Source organism: Sphingobium sp. TomTYG65 (assembly GCF_055395525.1).
The window spans coordinates 275,939-290,820 of the sequence record NZ_AP027332.1; the positions used below are offsets into that span (position 1 = coordinate 275,939).

Below are 14,882 nucleotides of genomic sequence, written 5' to 3' on the forward strand. Positions count from 1 at the left end.
GCGGGGGGCACCCCCGCAACGCCCCCGGCTGCAAGCGTGAACAGAGTTAATCCAATTCGGTGCGCCGCCCATTTCTGCTATACGATTAGCGCGACCCTGAGGCTCTGGCTTTGGGCTAAGAGACTTCAACTGGCCCGGCTCTCATTCCGATAGCCGCGCCTTTGTTATAAATGTGCCGGTTCCTTCATCCGCCTCTGCAATCCAGAATGGCCCCGGATTGATGTGGCGCAAATCGCAGAACGACGATCATCTGATGTGGGGGAGAGGGGGCGCCGCCGCCCTCTCCCCTGCAACGACAATCAGCAGGACCGTGGCTCGCTTGGGTCCCCAAGCTGCGCCCGCACCACTCCTGCGGATTCTCATTGCCCCCCACACCCCCGCTGCTCCGCGCGAGCTCGGGTTTGCAGCAGCAGCTGCAAACCACGAACCAACGGAGTGACAGATGATCCAGAATATCCCCTTCAACATGCTTGTTCCGACCCCGCTCAACGTCCGCAAGGTCAAGACCGGCATCGATTCACTGGCGGCCAGCATCGCCTCGAGAGACGGCCTGATGCAAAATCTCGTGGTCGTCTCGCGCGAGGACGGGAAATTCGAGGTGATTGCAGGCGAGCGCCGTCGCCGCGCCATCGCCAAGCTCATCAAGGACAAGATCTGGCACAAGGATGTGGAGATTCCTTGCAAGATCGCGGAGCGCGACGAAGCAACCTCGATGAGCTATTCCGAGAACCGGGAGCGGGTCGCCATGCATCCTGCTGATGCGATCCGGGCCATGGGCCAGCTTCACAGCGAGGGGCAAAGTGAGGAGGCAATCGCCAACCGCTACGGCTATGATCTGCGGGAGGTTCGCAAATATCTTGCGCTCGCCAACGTCAGTTACAAGGTGCTCAATGCTCTTGCCTCTGACAAGATCGACCTGGCTTGCGTACAGGCTTTCACCCTCACCGACGACCATGCACGGCAGGATCGAATTTTGAAGCGGGCGAGCAGCGCCCATCAGGTTCGCGAATTGCTGACGGAAGAGAAGCTGACGACGGCAAACCGCCTGTTCAAGTTCATCGGTATGGACGCGTATCGCGCTGCCGGTGGCACAATCACTGGCGATCTTTTTGCGCAAGAGGGCGAGGGCTATGCCGACGATCCTGAACTCGTCGAGCGACTGGCCGATGAAAAGCTCGATCAGCTTGCCGAGGAAGCGAAGGCTGAGGGCTGGGGCGATGTGATCGCCGCCATGGAGACACCCTATAACAGCTATAGCTGGAATCGCCTCTATGCGGACGTGGCGAACCGCACCTATAGCGAGGCGGAGCAGGCGTTGATGGATGAGCTGAGCGCAAAGCGCGAAGCACGGCTTGCCGAGTTGGGGGCCGACAATGATCCCGATTTCGACCCCGAGAGTGACGACCTGCTGATTGAGCTCGAGGAAGAAATCGAGCGCCTCGGCACGGTCGAGCGCCTCTACTCCGCGGAGGCCAGAGCATCGGGTCGCCTACTTATCGTCCTCAACCATCAGGGCGGCATCAATCGCAGCGCCTACAGCATGAAGGCGCAGCGCGCCGCACTCCGCGACCGTGACGGTCTCCCCGCCCCTCGACCCCTTTATGATGCGCGGATGACCGAGGAACTGACACGGATGCGCACCGTCGCGCTCCAGTCAGAAGTGGCCAGCAATCAGCCCTTGGCCTTTGCTGTGCTGCTGGATGCTTTGTTGCCAATCCTCACCCAGCGTTTTGTCCCGGACCATGCGGTGCAGCTTCGCGCTGGCGCGGACATTCAGGAGCCGTGCCAGCACTTCGATTACAACAGCATGGAAATGGCGACGCCCTTCGATGGAGTGGCTGAGCTGATCGGCGCGGCACCCCAACACGCGGCGAACCGCTTTGATTGGATCTTGTCGCTCGATCATCGGGATGTGCTGCGGATGCTCGCGGCATGTTCGGGAGCGCTCATCACCGCCACGCAGGCAAAATATACCGACCCCGCACGGCTCGAAACTGCCCATCGGATCGCGCGCGCTGCAAAGCTCGATATGCGTCAGCATTGGGCTAGCGGGATCGAGTTTTTTGATCGGATCGGCAAGAAGGCGCTGCTCTCCGCGCTCACCGAAGCCTGCGGAGAAGAGTCCGCCGCGAACTGCGAGAAAATGAAAAAGAGCGACCTCGCTGCTGCCTGCGCAGAACGCATTCCCGGTCGCGGTTGGTTGCCGCCCGCTCTTATCACTCCGGACGCCCCGGAAATCGAAGCGGAGGAAGAGGAGCCCGGCACCTTCGAGGAGGATGAAGAGGCGCAAGAACTTAATGATCCCGAATGCGGGGCGGCGAGCGATGGCGAACCTTTGAACGACAATATCTCCTTTGCTGTTGCCGCCGAATAGCGGGACGACCGAGCCGCCCTTTTCTAGGGCGGCTCGCTTGCTGCGAGAGATCGCCATTCCCGGCTGAGCGCCCCGCAAGGGACGGTCAGCCATCGTCTAGAATCCGACGATATAATGCGCAGGATAAATAGGCGACTCATCTGTGAAAGCGCATTGTTCCCCCGCCTCCCCCTTGGAGGTCCCGACCAGCCCCGCCTCGTCCCCTTCGAGGCGGGGCTAATTTCGTTCGGTCGCATGCGAAATATTCCGGCGAAGAGCGTCAATAGCGCTGTGTCAGAGCCGCCTTAGTCCGCCGGACGCGATGCTTGGAAACGCTCTGCCGACGAGAGGGGGGAATATCTCACTGATTTCCTATCCTGTCATGTGGATCGCGGCTGCCTCAACGATGAGCGGCCCCTCCAATTTTGCCGCGCCCTCCACTGCGCTGCGCTCCGTTCCGGCCGCAGCAAAATCGGGTCCTCCGCTCCCCGCTTCGCGGCGGCTTCGCCGTCGTTGACCCAGCCGCGCCCCACATGCCCGCTGGCCTCCATCATTTAATTCTAAGGAGGAAAACCCAATGCACATCAATCACAATGCTTTCGCCGCACAGGCCACCTACATCGCAGCATTTGCCCATGCCGAGCTGCGCGCGATGAGCAGCTACTTTCCGCAGCACATCATCCGCGACGAAGAGGGTGGGTTCTTCGCCGTCGACGAAGGGGATTATGGCGCCCTGCCGATCACGATCATCGACCGGGTGGTGCACAGCATTCCGGGCAAGCTGGACGACAGCTACTGATCCGATAAGGGGAGGGCCGGTGAGGCTCTCCCCATGACTTTCTTGGTTGGGGTCATTGGGCAGGCTGGGCATCGAGCCCGGCCTGCCCAGATCCGTGAGGATCGGATCGCTCTTCACGCCGCTAGGCGACGCTGAACCTCCTCAACCCCCAGCTTGCGGATGCGCCCGACCAGCGCTTCCAGATCCTCCAGGGAGAGCTTCATCAGGCCCGCCTTTTCAATGACCTTCAATGAGGCATCGCGTTCCTTTTCAGCAAGCTGCTTTTTGCGTTCAACCAGCTTGGCTTCTTCCGCCGCAATGGCAGCCCGTTCCTTGTCCAGATCTTTGGCCATGGATCATCTTTCATAGTCGGATCGGATTGTGGACAGCGCTGTTATAGCTCCCGATCTCTGCCGCTCAAGCCTGTCTAGATGAAGAAGAAATGCCGATCTGATTGGGGGGGTATCAACGCCAGTTGGTCGCGCCCTGCTGCTTCCCTGGCGGGCCCATTTCGATGCGACCTAAAGGGGCTCAGCCCCTCATGCCGCATCGAAGATATGGCCATGCCATATCCTTCCGCCCGATGGGCGGAGCCAATCCCTGCCGGATCGGCGACCCGGCCCTGGGCCGGGAAAGAAGGAGCCGGTTACAGGTAACCAGCGCGCCATTTGCGTGAGTGCCTTCCCAAGTGGTCAGGCAGCACACCGTATGCACCTTCGGTTCAAGAAAAGACCAGAATATTGGCATTTTGGCGTGTTTGCGATGTCTGCCAAATGTCTGCCGTAAGCCGATCTAAGAGGAAACATAAGCGATAGAGGTGTTTATCGGCGTGCAATGTCCGACGACTTGCAATCATTCAGTCGATCAGGTATCGAGGCCGAACTTTCGTAATCCCCACCAACCTCGCTGCTTGGAGGAATGGTGGATGACAGTTAAACAACGGCGTTACACGATCCGGCTTGAGCAGGATCAATGGCAGCGCCTTGAGCGGCACGCTCTGGCCCGTGGGGTCGCGACCGCCGATCTTATTCGCGCGGCGATCGATCAGTCTTTGTCGGGCGATGCGCTCGAGGATGCAAGCCGGCTGCGATTGGCGCGTATCAGCGAATTTCAGCAGCTCGCGCTCGACATCATCCTGCGCGAACAATTCCCCCAATATCGTGACCGCGTGGTCGCAGAAACCGACAAGCGGATGGAGCTCTACCATGGCCGGTAAGGACATCCGCACCAACGGGCAGAACATCCCGCTCAGCCATCATTCGGCGCGCGGCGAAGTACAGCGAAACTCGGGCAATTTCACGCGCGGCAGCCAGCTCCTTTCTCACGAACTGATGATGTGGCTTTCGGGCGCAAAAATGCCCGTCATCTTTTGGTTCTTTGTGTTCCTGAGCTGCTGGTTTGGCATCATGTCGGTGAAGCTTGATGAGCATGGTTTTCAGCTCATCTGCATGAAGGTCTATGCCGAGCTTTGGGACTGGGTCGATCTCGATCCGATGAAGCGCGTCAACGTCACCCTGGCGAGCGGCAAGATCGTGCGGACCATCATGTCAGCCGTACCGTATATCCCGGACGTGATCCGCGCCTGGGCGGTGGCCATGAAAGGGCTGCTTGGATCCTTCCTGCTGTCGGTCTTCATCACCGTTCCTGCAGCCATCGCCTTTGTCGATATGTCCAAACGGCGGGGAAAGTCGATCCTTCAGGAACGGCATGAGCGCGGCGCCATGCTGGTTGATGTCGAATTGCTGCGATCGGAGATCATTGAGCATAACCGGATCAAGTTTGAAGAGGATGTGGCGCAGCTCTGTCCCGGCATGAAGCCTGCGGACGTTTTGCGTCTCCCATTTGCCGAGCGAAAGGGGAGGGGGATCCATCACCCGTACAGCCTTGGCGGCATCCCCTTTCCCTATCGGCTCGAGCAGTCCCATGTCATGCTGATCGGCACCACCGGTTCGGGCAAGACCACTGAGCTGCGGAGCCTCGTTGCGCAGATGCGCGCGCGGCAGGACAGCGCTGTAATCTTCGATCTGACCGGCGCTTATGTGGAGTCCTTTTACGATCCCGCGCGCGACACAATTCTCAATCCCATGGATGAACGTTGCCCAGCCTGGTCCATCTTCAACGACTGCTCCACGCATAGCGATTTCACCTCTGCGGCGGCCGCGCTCATCCCTTCTGACGGCGGGTCCTCAGAACCCTTCTGGGCGCTCGCTGCCCGCACGCTGTTCATCGAAATGTGCATCCGGCTGATCGAGCGGGGCGAGGCCACCAATCTTGCCCTTTCTGAAAATCTGATGACGGCCGATCTGGCCCGCGTTCACCGCTATCTCTCCAACACGATCGCGGACCCGCTCACGGCGCCGGAAGCGGCGCGCATGGCGGAGTCGATCCGCGCCGTTTTCAACACCAATGCGCAGGTGCTGCGCTTCCTTCCAGAGGAAGGCGAACCCTTCTCTATTCGTCAATGGATCACTGGCGAGAAGAAGCCCGGCGCGATCCTGTTCATCACCTCCCATTATCTCGATCTGCCGATGAACAAGGCACTCCTGACGCTGTGGATGGACCTTGCCATCAACAACCTGATGGCAATGCCGCGGACGCGCTCGCTGCGCACCTGGTTCATGTTCGACGAGCTCGGCGCGCTGCACCGTCTGCCCGCGATCGAAAACGGTCTTCAGACCGCCCGTGCCTACGGCGGCGCGATGATCCTTGGCCTCCATAGTTTTGAAAAGCTGGTGGAGGTTTATGGCGAGCATGGCGCGAAAAATCTGGCCTCGCTTGCGCGCTCCAAACTTATCCTCGCCACCTCCGATTTGGACACGGCCGAACAGTGCGCGCGCTATATCGGCAACCGTGAGGTGCGCCAGATGGATGAGGCCTACAGCTACGGCTACAACAACACCCGTGATGCCTCGACCCTGACGCCGCGCAAGCAGACCGAACCGCTGGTCATCGCGGACGACATCACGAACCTTCCCTCGCTTCATGCCTTCGTCAAATTTCCGGACGGCCTTCCGGCGGCGCGGCTTGTGCTGCAGTATAAGGATTACCCGTCGGTGGCCGTCGGCTTCGTCCGTCGTAAGGAGGTAAGGCCGATCCGCTCGCGGCGCGGGGAGGGGGCCTTCCAGGAGAAGGGGCAGAGCGGTGAAGCGGGTGGTCGTGATGGCGCCGCGCAGGTCATTGAGAATGTCACTGACCCGACCGTTCCAGGCAGTGCGCAGGATCAGGAGCGCCATGGGCCCGCCGCTGGAGAGGTGGAGTCACAGGATGGGGTGCGCACAGAGCCCATTCGCGACCCGCTGGTCGATGCAGCGCGGCGGCGGAGCGGCGACGCCGCTGCCCAATCCAAAGGCGGTGAGCAGCGAGAGACGGCTCCCCAGGAGCGGGACCAAACCGAACGCGGGTACAGGCAGGCACCTGCCGTTCCCGTGGTGGAGGATCAGACGCTTATCGAGTTGCGACAGGACCTGTCCGCGGGTCTTGATGGCAATGATTTCGGGATCTGATCCATGCTCTCGGTAGCCGCCGTGCGCTCCTCCTCTGGCGCCGCTAACTATTTCGCGAAAGACAATTATTATACCATCGAGGGATCGGGGGAGGTCAGCATCTGGGACGGGGAGGGGGCTCGCGAGCTTGGCCTCGCGGGACAGGTCACAAAAGATGCGTTCGAAGGCATCTTGAATGGCATCCTGCCTGACGGCACCGGGGTAGCCCAAGTGGAGAACCGGCAGGCGGGCACTGACCTTACCTTCTCCATGCCCAAATCTGCCTCGATAATGGCCTACATCGCGGGGGACCGGAACATCCTGTCAGCCAATTTGCGCGCGGTGCAATCCACCATGAAATGGGCCGAAGCCAATCTTGCTGAGGGACGCAAAGATATAGATGGCAAGAAAGCACCGACACGCACCGGTAACCTCGTCTATGCCCTGTTCGAGCATGACACGAGCCGGGCGCTCGATCCCCAGGGCCATGTCCATGCGGTGATCGCCAATCTGACCCAAATGCCAAACGGGAAATGGCAGGCGCTCCACAATCGCGCGATCTGGAAAGCAAACAGCGTCATTGGCACCATCTATCATGCCGCCCTGCGCGAAGAGCTGGGCAAGCTTGGCTACCAGACCGAGATGACCGGCAAGCACGGCACCTTTGAAATTTCGGGTGTGCCAAGAGAAGTGATCGATGCCTTTAGCCAGCGCAGGCAGGACATATTAGCAAAGGCCGCTGAACTGGGCGTTACATCGCGCGATGCCCTCGCGTCCATCACCCTTCGTACCCGTGATCCAAAGCTCAACGTCGGTGATCGCGATGCACTCGGCAGAGCCTGGAAGGACAAGGCTGCAGAGCTTGGCTTTAGCGGCAAGGATCTGCTCGAACTCGCGCGAGCCCGCAGCATGCAGGAGCAGGCAGGGTCAACCCTTCAGCGCGGCTATCAGGCGATCAAGGAGGTGATCGCGATGACATATGAGAAACTTTCCGATGTTCTTGGACCTGACGATCCGCTGGTCGATCGTGGCCTCGCCCGCACGGGACAGACGCCGGCAGCGGCGCGGGCGCAGCTTGCCGTTGCATCTGCCATTCGCATTCATGCCGAGCGGGAAGCCGCCTACAAGATGACGGACCTTGCCAAAACCGCGCTCGACCTAGGGCTGAAGGGCGTCACCGTCGATCTTGTCGATCAGCGCATCGCTACGCTCACCAAGCGCGGCTCGCTCATCCCAGGCGTTGGCCGCGAAAGTGATGGTGTCGTCTCCATGGTCACCACCAGAGATGCTTTAGCGACCGAGGAGAAGATCCTTGACCTGGTAGAAGCGGGAAAGGGCAGGGCGACGCCGATTGTCGCTGCTGGCGATGCCCAGGACCGACTTCAATCGGTAAGCGTTCATGAGCTCAACCCCGGGCAGCTGGCGGCCGCCAGCCTGATTATTTCCTCTGCCGACCGCACGGTCATCGTCCAGGGCATCGCGGGTGCGGGCAAGTCTACCATGCTCTCCGCCGTCGCGCGGGTTGCCGAGGCGGAAGGCCGCAAAGTGTTGGGCCTTGCGTTCCAGAACAAGATGGTTGCCGATATGGCGCAAGGGGCAGGCATCAAAAGCCAGACGATCGCGTCCTTCCTTCTTGCCCATCAGCACTTCATCACTGAACGTAGCGCACCGCGCTATGACGAAGTGCGCGCGGCACTCGCCAACAGCATGATCGTGGTCGATGAAAGCTCGATGGTGTCGTCAAAGGATATGCTCACCCTGCATCAGGTCGTGGAGTCGCTCGGCATCGATAAGCTGGTGCTGGTCGGGGACCGTCAGCAGCTCTCCTCGATCAATGCCGGCAAGGCTTTCGCCATGATCCAGGCCAGCGGCGGCACCATGGCGCGGATGGACCAGAATATCCGTCAGCGCACGACGCTGCTGCGAACGGTCGCGTCATTGGCCAACGCCGGGAAGGCCGGCCATGCCCTTCGCCTGCTGGGGAATAAGGTCATTGAGTCGCAGAGTCCGGCGAAAGATGCCGCCGATCGCTGGCTTGGCCTTTCGCCCCAAGATCGGGAGCGTACGGCCGTGTTCGCGTCGGGTAGAGACGCCCGGGCAGCGATCAACATGCGCATCCAGGAGGGCCTTGTTGCTGAAGGATCGCTGCGTGGCGAGGCGATCGAGGTCATCGTCTATGAGCGGGTAAATCTCACCCGGGAGGAGCTGCGTTATGCGAAGAACTACCGCGAGGGGCAGACGCTGGAGGTTGGGCGCGGCGGTATGCGGGATGTCGGCCTCAAGGCAGGACGCTATGACGTCGCCAAGGTCCATGCCAATGGCAAGATTGACCTTCGCAAGGGCGGCCAGCGCGTCCTTTTCGATCCGCGGAAGCTCTCGCCTCAGGAAACTCACGATCGGCTTCAGCTTTCGGAAAAGAAGATTGTTCAGATCCGCGAGGGCGATCGCATCCGCTGGACCTCGAATGACAAGCCGCGTGATCTCCACAACGCCGCCATCGCGACGGTGGTCGCCGTGGACGAGAATGCGGTTACGGTCGAAACGGCTTCGCGGCAGCGACTGACCTTGGGCCTTTCCGACCCGATGCTGTCGCGTTTGGACCTCGCCTACAGCCTCAACATGCACATGGCGCAGGGGATCACCACGGACAAGGCCATCACCGTCATGGCGAGCTACGAAACAAACCTCTCCAATCAGCGCCTGTTCAATGTCGGCGTCACGCGCGTTCGGGACGAGCTGACCATGATCGTGGACGACAAGGCCAAGCTGGAGCGCCAGCTCGCCAGCAATGCTGGCAACAAGACGTCGGCGCTGGAAGCCACGGGGCGGCTTAATATCGATAATATGGCCGATGGCGGTCCTGAGTGGCCGAGGGCTCAGGATCTTGGCCTTCCCGATGGTCCCAAATCAGGAGCGAGCGACAAAGCGCAATATCGGGGCGCAGCAGGGAAGGGCGGGCCAGGCAGCGGTGCGCAGGGGCGCACCGAAAAGGATCGCTCCAATACTTTGGCAGCCCTCCCTGAGCGAAGTCTGGGCCTTGATCTTTGACCGGGAGCCGCGCGCGCATGTTGGACGTATAGTTCCGTGCGGCGGCGCAAGAAGCCGAAGCACGGGTGAAACTCGATTGACGCTTTCTGGGTTAAAGCTCGGCTTGGAACGCCGACAACCGCGTTGCGTTCGCCTGTATCCACCGTCATAGGCTGCGCCCATGGACGAGAATACCACCGACATGATTCTGCGAGTGATAGAACGCGCGCCACAATGGGTCCGGCATGAATTAGAGGCTAAGGACCCCAGCGCACGCAGGCGCGCCGAAGAAACCCTGGCCGCCATGATTGCTGATGCGCTCGCGAATGGAGCTCCCACGCAGCCTTTGGATTGAGTCCGGCCGGTTTAATAGGTCTCGCCTTGGCGGGATTTACCGCATCCCCGCCGAACGGCTGTTCTTCTTCGCAATCACGGTCCGCTCGGGAACGATGCGTCCGTACTGACTGCCTGCTCGCCTTCTCCCTTGGCATATGCTAGTGTCATATGCCAAGGAGTCGCCATGAACGCTGAACGCCACGTCAAACTGTTCAAAAATGGTCGCAGTCAGGCCGTCCGTATCCCGCGCGAGTTCGAGTTGCCGGGGGAAGATGCCATTATGCGCAAGGAAGGCGGCCGGCTCATCATCGAACCCGCGCCTGCCCTGTCGCTGGCCGACTATCTGGCTACCCTTAATGACATCGAGGAAGATTTTGGCCCGATCGACGATCTTCCCGCGGATGCCGTGAAATTCTGATCATGTACCTTCTCGACACCAACATTCTTTCGGATCTGGTCCGGCATCCGCGGGGTGTAATCGGCGCGCATATCGCGAAGGGGACTACCGAGACCATTGTCACGAGCATCATTGTCGCCAGCGAACTGCGGTTCGGGGCGGAGCGTAGGGGATCAGAGCGGTTGACGGCGCAGCTGGAAGGGATTCTCAAACGTCTGCCTGTGCTGCCGCTCGAGGACGACGCGGATCGCCACTATGGTGCTCTTCGTGCGGAGCTGGAACGTCAAGGCAAACCGATCGGCGGAAACGATATGTTCATTGCCGCTCATGCCCTGGCACTCGACGCTACGCTCGTGACGGACAATGTCCGGGAGTTTGAGCGTGTGCCGGGATTGCGGGTCGAGAACTGGCTTCGATAACCTGACGCGTAGCCGCCAGAGCGTGGTTTGGTTGGAGCGCTTGAACGTGAGGCGGTATCGCATGCCCGGAAACGGCAAGCCTTGGGACATTCGCGACAGTCAACTTTCGGACGTTCATCCAAGGAAGCAGACATTCGCCACCTTTATCATCGCCACCGTTTTGCGCCCAAAACTGGTCATTGAGGACCCGATCGACGATCTGGAAAGTGGCGGGGCCGAAGCTGATCTGCCCGGGCCGAAGCTTCACTCGGTTGCGTTGTATCTTGCAGGGTCGACGCGCTTCACACTGGCGTTGCCGCTGCTCTCGGTTTCTCCTTTCACGGACCAAATGTCGTTCCTCCTCACGCTGAAATGATCTACGATTGAGCCAATTCATGGCGAAAGGGCGGCATATGCAAATTGGTCTTCTCGGCACAGTGCGAGGCATGAGCTCCGCTATCAGGCCCGAACTTCGTGCCGACCTGCCAGCCGGCACTATATTGTCCGCATGGCCGTCTCGGATCGGCGTGTTCCCTTCTACACCGGTAGAGCGCGCGATGCAGGACATCGGCCATATGGAGGCCGGCCTCAGCGCGGCAGAGGCAGGGGTCGATGCTGTCGTCATCGACAGCGTTGCGGATTATGGGAGGGACGCCCTGCGTGCCGCACTCGCCATTCCCGTGGTCGGGTCAGGCGAAGCCGGCCTGGCTGCTGCTGCCGTCCATGGCCGCTTTGCCATCGTTACGGTTTGGCCGCGATCCATGAACTTCGCGGCGGAGAGCCTGCTGCACATTCATGGTCATGCTGAGAGCTGCCTTGGCATTCGCAATGTCGGACGCGAAGATGTGCTCGGCATGATCGCCGGCGCCGATGGCTATCTGAGCCGCGTGAACCAGGCCGAAGCGTCCATCCTGGATCAGGTCGTAACCGAGATCGACGCGGCCATCGCAGAAGGGGCCGAGGCGATCATGCTCGGCTGCACCTGCATGTCGCCCATGGCGGACAAGGTCGCGGTGGCGGTCAGCGTGCCGGTCATCAACCCGCTTGCCGAAGCCGCGAAAAGGGCTGTCGTGTTGGCGAGGAACGGCGCGGCGAAAGGCGTGGCGACGGACCGCGCCGATCTGGTGCGCCGCATGGTGGACGCGATTGCTGGGGAAGCCGACGAGAACTGCCCCGTCTGCGTGGTAGCTGAGGCATTCTGATACTGCCGCCGGTGCATCAGGGCGGCACCGGCGCGAAGTCAGAGCTTGGCGGCCAGTTCACGCAGTCTGAACTTCTGGATCTTGCCTGTGCTTGTTCGCGGGAGGTCGAGAAAGACTACAGTCCGCGGGCATTTGAACCGTGCCATATGGTCACGAGCCCAAGCGATGATCTCCGCTTCGGTCGCAGCGTGGCCTGATTTCAATTCGACAAAGGCGCATGGCGTCTCACCCCATTTGTCATCAGGACGGGCTACGACGGCGCAGGCCGATATCGCCGGGTGTTTGTAGAGCATGTCCTCGACTTCGATTGAGGAGATATTCTCGCCCCCGGAAATGATGATGTCCTTCGATCGGTCCTTCAACTGTATATAGCCATCAGGATGCACTACGGCGAGGTCGCCGCTGTGGAACCATCCTCCAGCGAAAGCTTGCTGCGTGGCGGCGGCATCCTTCAAATATCCCTTCATGACGACATTGCCGCGCAGCATCACTTCGCCGATTGTCTCACCATCGCTCGCAACTGTAATCATTGTCTCCGGGTTCATGACGCAGAGCCCTTCCAGAGCGACGTAGCGGACGCCTTGTCGTGCTTTGTAGCGGGCCTGGTCGGCGGGGGGCATTTCGTCCCATGGGTGCTTCCATTCGTTGACGACTGCGGGTCCGTAAACTTCGGTGAGGCCATAGACGTGGACGACTTCGAACCCCGCCACCGCCATTTCGGCAAGGACGGCCTCGGGCGGCGGCGCGCCGGCGACGAAGAAGGTGATGGGTGGCGAGGGTAAGCTGCGATCAGGCGGAGGGGCGGAAAGGATGGTCGACATCACGATCGGCGCACCGCACATATGTGTCACATCATGGTCGGCAATGGCGCTCCAGATCGCCTCCCGGCGGACCGCGCGCAGGCATACATGCGTTCCTGCGACCACCGAGATCGTCCAGGGGAAACACCAACCGTTGCAATGGAACATCGGCAACGTCCAGAGATAGATCGCATGTTTGGGGATGGAGCCGGTGAGGACGTTTCCCTGGGCAAGCAGCGCCGCGCCGCGATGATGATAGACGACGCCCTTGGGATGGCCGGTCGTCCCCGACGTATAGTTCAGCGAGATCGCATTCCATTCATCGTCTGGTATGGGCCAGTCGAACAGAGGATCGCCGCCGCAAAGCAGCTCTTCGTAGTCGAGGGAACTGATGGGGAGGCCGTCCTGCGGAAACTCTGGATCTTCATAATCGATAACGAGCGGCTGGAGCGAAGTCAGGGCCAGCGCCTCGCGCACGAGGGCGGAAAATTCCCGGTCGACGATCACCGCCTTGCTTTCGGCATGGTCGAGAATGTAGGCGATCGTCGCAGCGTCGAGCCGGGTGTTGATGGCATTCAAAACAGCGCCTGCCATCGGCACGCCGTAATGACATTCGATCATCACCGGCACATTCGGTAGGATGACGGACACAGTATCGTTCTTGCCAATGCCCCGGGCGGAAAGGGCCGAGGCCAGCCGGCGGCACCGGGAGTATAGCTCCGCATAGCTCAGCCGCAGGCGGCTGTGGATCACCGCGGGATGTTCGGGATGGACATGGGCCGCCCGCGCGAGAAAGGCGAGCGGCGTCAGCGGCTGGAAATTGGCGGGATCGCGACCGAGATCCTGATCATATTTGGACATCATGGTTCCAGTCTCCACAGGCTCGACTGAAAGGATGGGTTCCGCGCCGGCCGCTCCTATGCTTCGCCCGGCACCATCACTTGTCGGATGGCGCTACCATCGGCCAGGCTGTCGAGCAGTCCGTTGATCTCCGACATCGGGCTGATCGAAGTGAGCAGCTTTTCGACCGGCATCCGTCCGCTGCGCCACAAGGCAATATAGCGCGGGATGTCGCGCGCCGGAATGGCCGATCCCATATAGGAGCCAATGACCGTCTTGCCCTCCGCCACCAGCGAAATGGCGGGGATGTCAAAGGTTTCCGCTGGGTTGGGCAGGCCGACCGTTACGATCCGGCCCCCGCGCCGGGCGGCGGCATAGGCGGCCTTCAATACGGCGGCCTTGCCGACCGTTTCCACCACCACGTCCGCGCCGCCATCGGGGAAGGCTGCGGCGATGGCATCGGGTTCCTCCGGGCTGAACGCGGTCGCACCCAGTTCCACGGCGATGGCCCGCTTTTCGGGAGAAGGATCGACCGCGACCAGAACACCCGCGCCCGATGCGCGCGCGGCCAGCAGCGCCGACAAGCCGACCCCGCCAAGGCCATAGATCAGCACCGTCTCGCCCGGCCGCACGGCAGCGGAGTTGATGACGGCGCCTGCGCCCGTCAGCACCGCGCAGCCGAACAGGGCAGCGATGTGCGGTGGGATGTCGCGGTCCACCTTGACGGCGGAACGGCGATCGACAACGACATGCGTGGCGAAAGCAGAGACGCCCAGATGATGGTGCACGTCATGGCCGCAATCGTCATGCAGGCGTCGGCCGCCGTTCAGCAACCGTCCTTCACCATTGGCCGCCGCCCCCTGCGCGCACATATAGGGCTCGCCGCCTTTGCACCGCACGCACTCGCCGCAGGAGGGAAGGAAGGCCAGGATCACGCGATCGCCGACCGCGAAGGCAGTGTCGTCCTCCGACCCGAGCGCCTCGATTATGCCGGTCGCCTCATGCCCCATCGCCATCGGCATCGGGCGGGGCCGATCGCCGTTCACCACCGACAGGTCGGAATGGCACAATCCCGCCGCATCAATCCGGACGAGCAGCTCGCCGGGCCGGGGCGGGTCTAGGGTCAGCGTGACCAGCTTCAGTGGCCCATTGTCGGCATAGGGTCGGGGGTTGTCGCCAGTCCGCTCCAGCACCGCAGCGGTGATTTCCATAACTGATCCTGTCCTGCCCGCCTGTCATCGTCGTCAGAAGCGATGCGCCGTGCGGGAT

General features: G+C 61.1%; 13 protein-coding genes. 10 read left to right on the plus strand and 3 right to left on the minus strand.

Going from position 1 to position 14,882, the window contains the following annotated elements; translation table 11 throughout:
• Positions 1-442: 442 nt before the first annotated feature.
• The gene (locus ACZ5Y5_RS20875; protein ID WP_464811735.1) at positions 443-2,374 is read left to right on the plus strand and encodes a ParB/RepB/Spo0J family partition protein; all 1,932 of its coding nucleotides are present in this window, start codon (positions 443-445) and stop codon (positions 2,372-2,374) included.
• Between the two features lie 556 nt (positions 2,375-2,930).
• Complete coding sequence (locus tag ACZ5Y5_RS20880; protein WP_464811736.1) at positions 2,931-3,152, plus strand: hypothetical protein; 222 nt, start codon at positions 2,931-2,933, stop codon at positions 3,150-3,152.
• A 113-nt stretch (positions 3,153-3,265) separates the two neighbouring features.
• Here the strand turns inward: ACZ5Y5_RS20880 and ACZ5Y5_RS20885 are convergent, their stop codons facing one another.
• A complete protein-coding gene (locus ACZ5Y5_RS20885) occupies positions 3,266-3,484 on the minus strand; it encodes a hypothetical protein (protein WP_037466106.1) in 219 nt (72 codons plus the stop codon).
• A gap of 572 nt (positions 3,485-4,056) precedes the next feature.
• Between ACZ5Y5_RS20885 and ACZ5Y5_RS20890 the strand changes: the two genes are divergently transcribed.
• The 8 genes from ACZ5Y5_RS20890 to ACZ5Y5_RS20925 all read left to right on the plus strand — a co-directional run bounded on the left by ACZ5Y5_RS20890 (position 4,057) and on the right by ACZ5Y5_RS20925 (position 11,973).
• Positions 4,057-4,347 (plus strand): hypothetical protein, encoded by a 291-nt coding sequence (locus ACZ5Y5_RS20890; RefSeq protein WP_037466103.1) that lies wholly within the window; start codon positions 4,057-4,059, stop codon positions 4,345-4,347.
• Positions 4,337-6,634 (plus strand): type IV secretion system DNA-binding domain-containing protein, encoded by a 2,298-nt coding sequence (locus ACZ5Y5_RS20895; RefSeq protein WP_464811737.1) that lies wholly within the window; start codon positions 4,337-4,339, stop codon positions 6,632-6,634. The genes ACZ5Y5_RS20890 and ACZ5Y5_RS20895 overlap by 11 nt, the downstream gene beginning before the upstream one ends.
• Before the next feature lie 3 nt (positions 6,635-6,637).
• Entirely contained in the window at positions 6,638-9,661 is a 3,024-nt protein-coding gene (gene mobF / locus ACZ5Y5_RS20900; RefSeq protein WP_464811738.1) for a MobF family relaxase, read from the plus strand.
• A 160-nt stretch (positions 9,662-9,821) separates the two neighbouring features.
• Positions 9,822-9,995, plus strand: coding sequence for a DUF6771 family protein (locus ACZ5Y5_RS20905; RefSeq protein ID WP_464811739.1), 174 nt, complete (start codon positions 9,822-9,824; stop codon positions 9,993-9,995).
• A gap of 165 nt (positions 9,996-10,160) precedes the next feature.
• Positions 10,161-10,394 (plus strand): antitoxin, encoded by a 234-nt coding sequence (locus ACZ5Y5_RS20910; RefSeq protein WP_464811740.1) that lies wholly within the window; start codon positions 10,161-10,163, stop codon positions 10,392-10,394.
• Positions 10,395-10,396: 2 nt separating this feature from the next.
• A complete protein-coding gene (locus ACZ5Y5_RS20915) occupies positions 10,397-10,792 on the plus strand; it encodes a PIN domain-containing protein (protein ID WP_464811741.1) in 396 nt (131 codons plus the stop codon).
• Between the two features lie 61 nt (positions 10,793-10,853).
• On the plus strand, positions 10,854-11,147 hold the full coding sequence (locus ACZ5Y5_RS20920; RefSeq protein ID WP_464811742.1) for a hypothetical protein: 294 nt from the start codon (positions 10,854-10,856) through the stop codon (positions 11,145-11,147).
• A 70-nt stretch (positions 11,148-11,217) separates the two neighbouring features.
• The gene (locus ACZ5Y5_RS20925; protein WP_464811743.1) at positions 11,218-11,973 is read left to right on the plus strand and encodes an aspartate/glutamate racemase family protein; all 756 of its coding nucleotides are present in this window, start codon (positions 11,218-11,220) and stop codon (positions 11,971-11,973) included.
• 38 nt (positions 11,974-12,011) lie between these two features.
• On the opposite strand, the gene ACZ5Y5_RS20930 is transcribed toward ACZ5Y5_RS20925, so the two are convergent.
• Both ACZ5Y5_RS20930 and ACZ5Y5_RS20935 read right to left on the minus strand, forming a co-directional pair.
• The gene (locus ACZ5Y5_RS20930) at positions 12,012-13,637 is read right to left on the minus strand and encodes an acyl-CoA synthetase (RefSeq protein WP_464811744.1); all 1,626 of its coding nucleotides are present in this window, start codon (positions 13,635-13,637) and stop codon (positions 12,012-12,014) included.
• 53 nt (positions 13,638-13,690) lie between these two features.
• Positions 13,691-14,824, minus strand: a complete 1,134-nt coding sequence (locus ACZ5Y5_RS20935) for a zinc-binding dehydrogenase (protein WP_464811745.1) — start codon at positions 14,822-14,824, stop codon at positions 13,691-13,693.
• Between the last annotated feature and the right edge of the window lie 58 nt (positions 14,825-14,882).

Bases quoted from the DNA above. Each gene is read 5' to 3' on its own strand.
- ACZ5Y5_RS20930 (WP_464811744.1), bottom strand. From the start codon at position 13,637: ATGATGTCCAAATATGATCAGGATCTCGGTCGCGATCCCGCCAATTTC.
- ACZ5Y5_RS20935 (WP_464811745.1), bottom strand. From the start codon at position 14,824: ATGGAAATCACCGCTGCGGTGCTGGAGCGGACTGGCGACAACCCCCGA.
- ACZ5Y5_RS20880 (WP_464811736.1), top strand. From the start codon at position 2,931: ATGCACATCAATCACAATGCTTTCGCCGCACAGGCCACCTACATCGCA.
- ACZ5Y5_RS20890 (WP_037466103.1), top strand. From the start codon at position 4,057: ATGACAGTTAAACAACGGCGTTACACGATCCGGCTTGAGCAGGATCAA.
- ACZ5Y5_RS20910 (WP_464811740.1), top strand. From the start codon at position 10,161: ATGAACGCTGAACGCCACGTCAAACTGTTCAAAAATGGTCGCAGTCAG.
- ACZ5Y5_RS20895 (WP_464811737.1), top strand. From the start codon at position 4,337: ATGGCCGGTAAGGACATCCGCACCAACGGGCAGAACATCCCGCTCAGC.
- ACZ5Y5_RS20875 (WP_464811735.1), top strand. From the start codon at position 443: ATGATCCAGAATATCCCCTTCAACATGCTTGTTCCGACCCCGCTCAAC.
- ACZ5Y5_RS20925 (WP_464811743.1), top strand. From the start codon at position 11,218: ATGAGCTCCGCTATCAGGCCCGAACTTCGTGCCGACCTGCCAGCCGGC.
- ACZ5Y5_RS20905 (WP_464811739.1), top strand. From the start codon at position 9,822: ATGGACGAGAATACCACCGACATGATTCTGCGAGTGATAGAACGCGCG.
- ACZ5Y5_RS20915 (WP_464811741.1), top strand. From the start codon at position 10,397: ATGTACCTTCTCGACACCAACATTCTTTCGGATCTGGTCCGGCATCCG.
- mobF (WP_464811738.1), top strand. From the start codon at position 6,638: ATGCTCTCGGTAGCCGCCGTGCGCTCCTCCTCTGGCGCCGCTAACTAT.
- ACZ5Y5_RS20920 (WP_464811742.1), top strand. From the start codon at position 10,854: ATGCCCGGAAACGGCAAGCCTTGGGACATTCGCGACAGTCAACTTTCG.
- ACZ5Y5_RS20885 (WP_037466106.1), bottom strand. From the start codon at position 3,484: ATGGCCAAAGATCTGGACAAGGAACGGGCTGCCATTGCGGCGGAAGAA.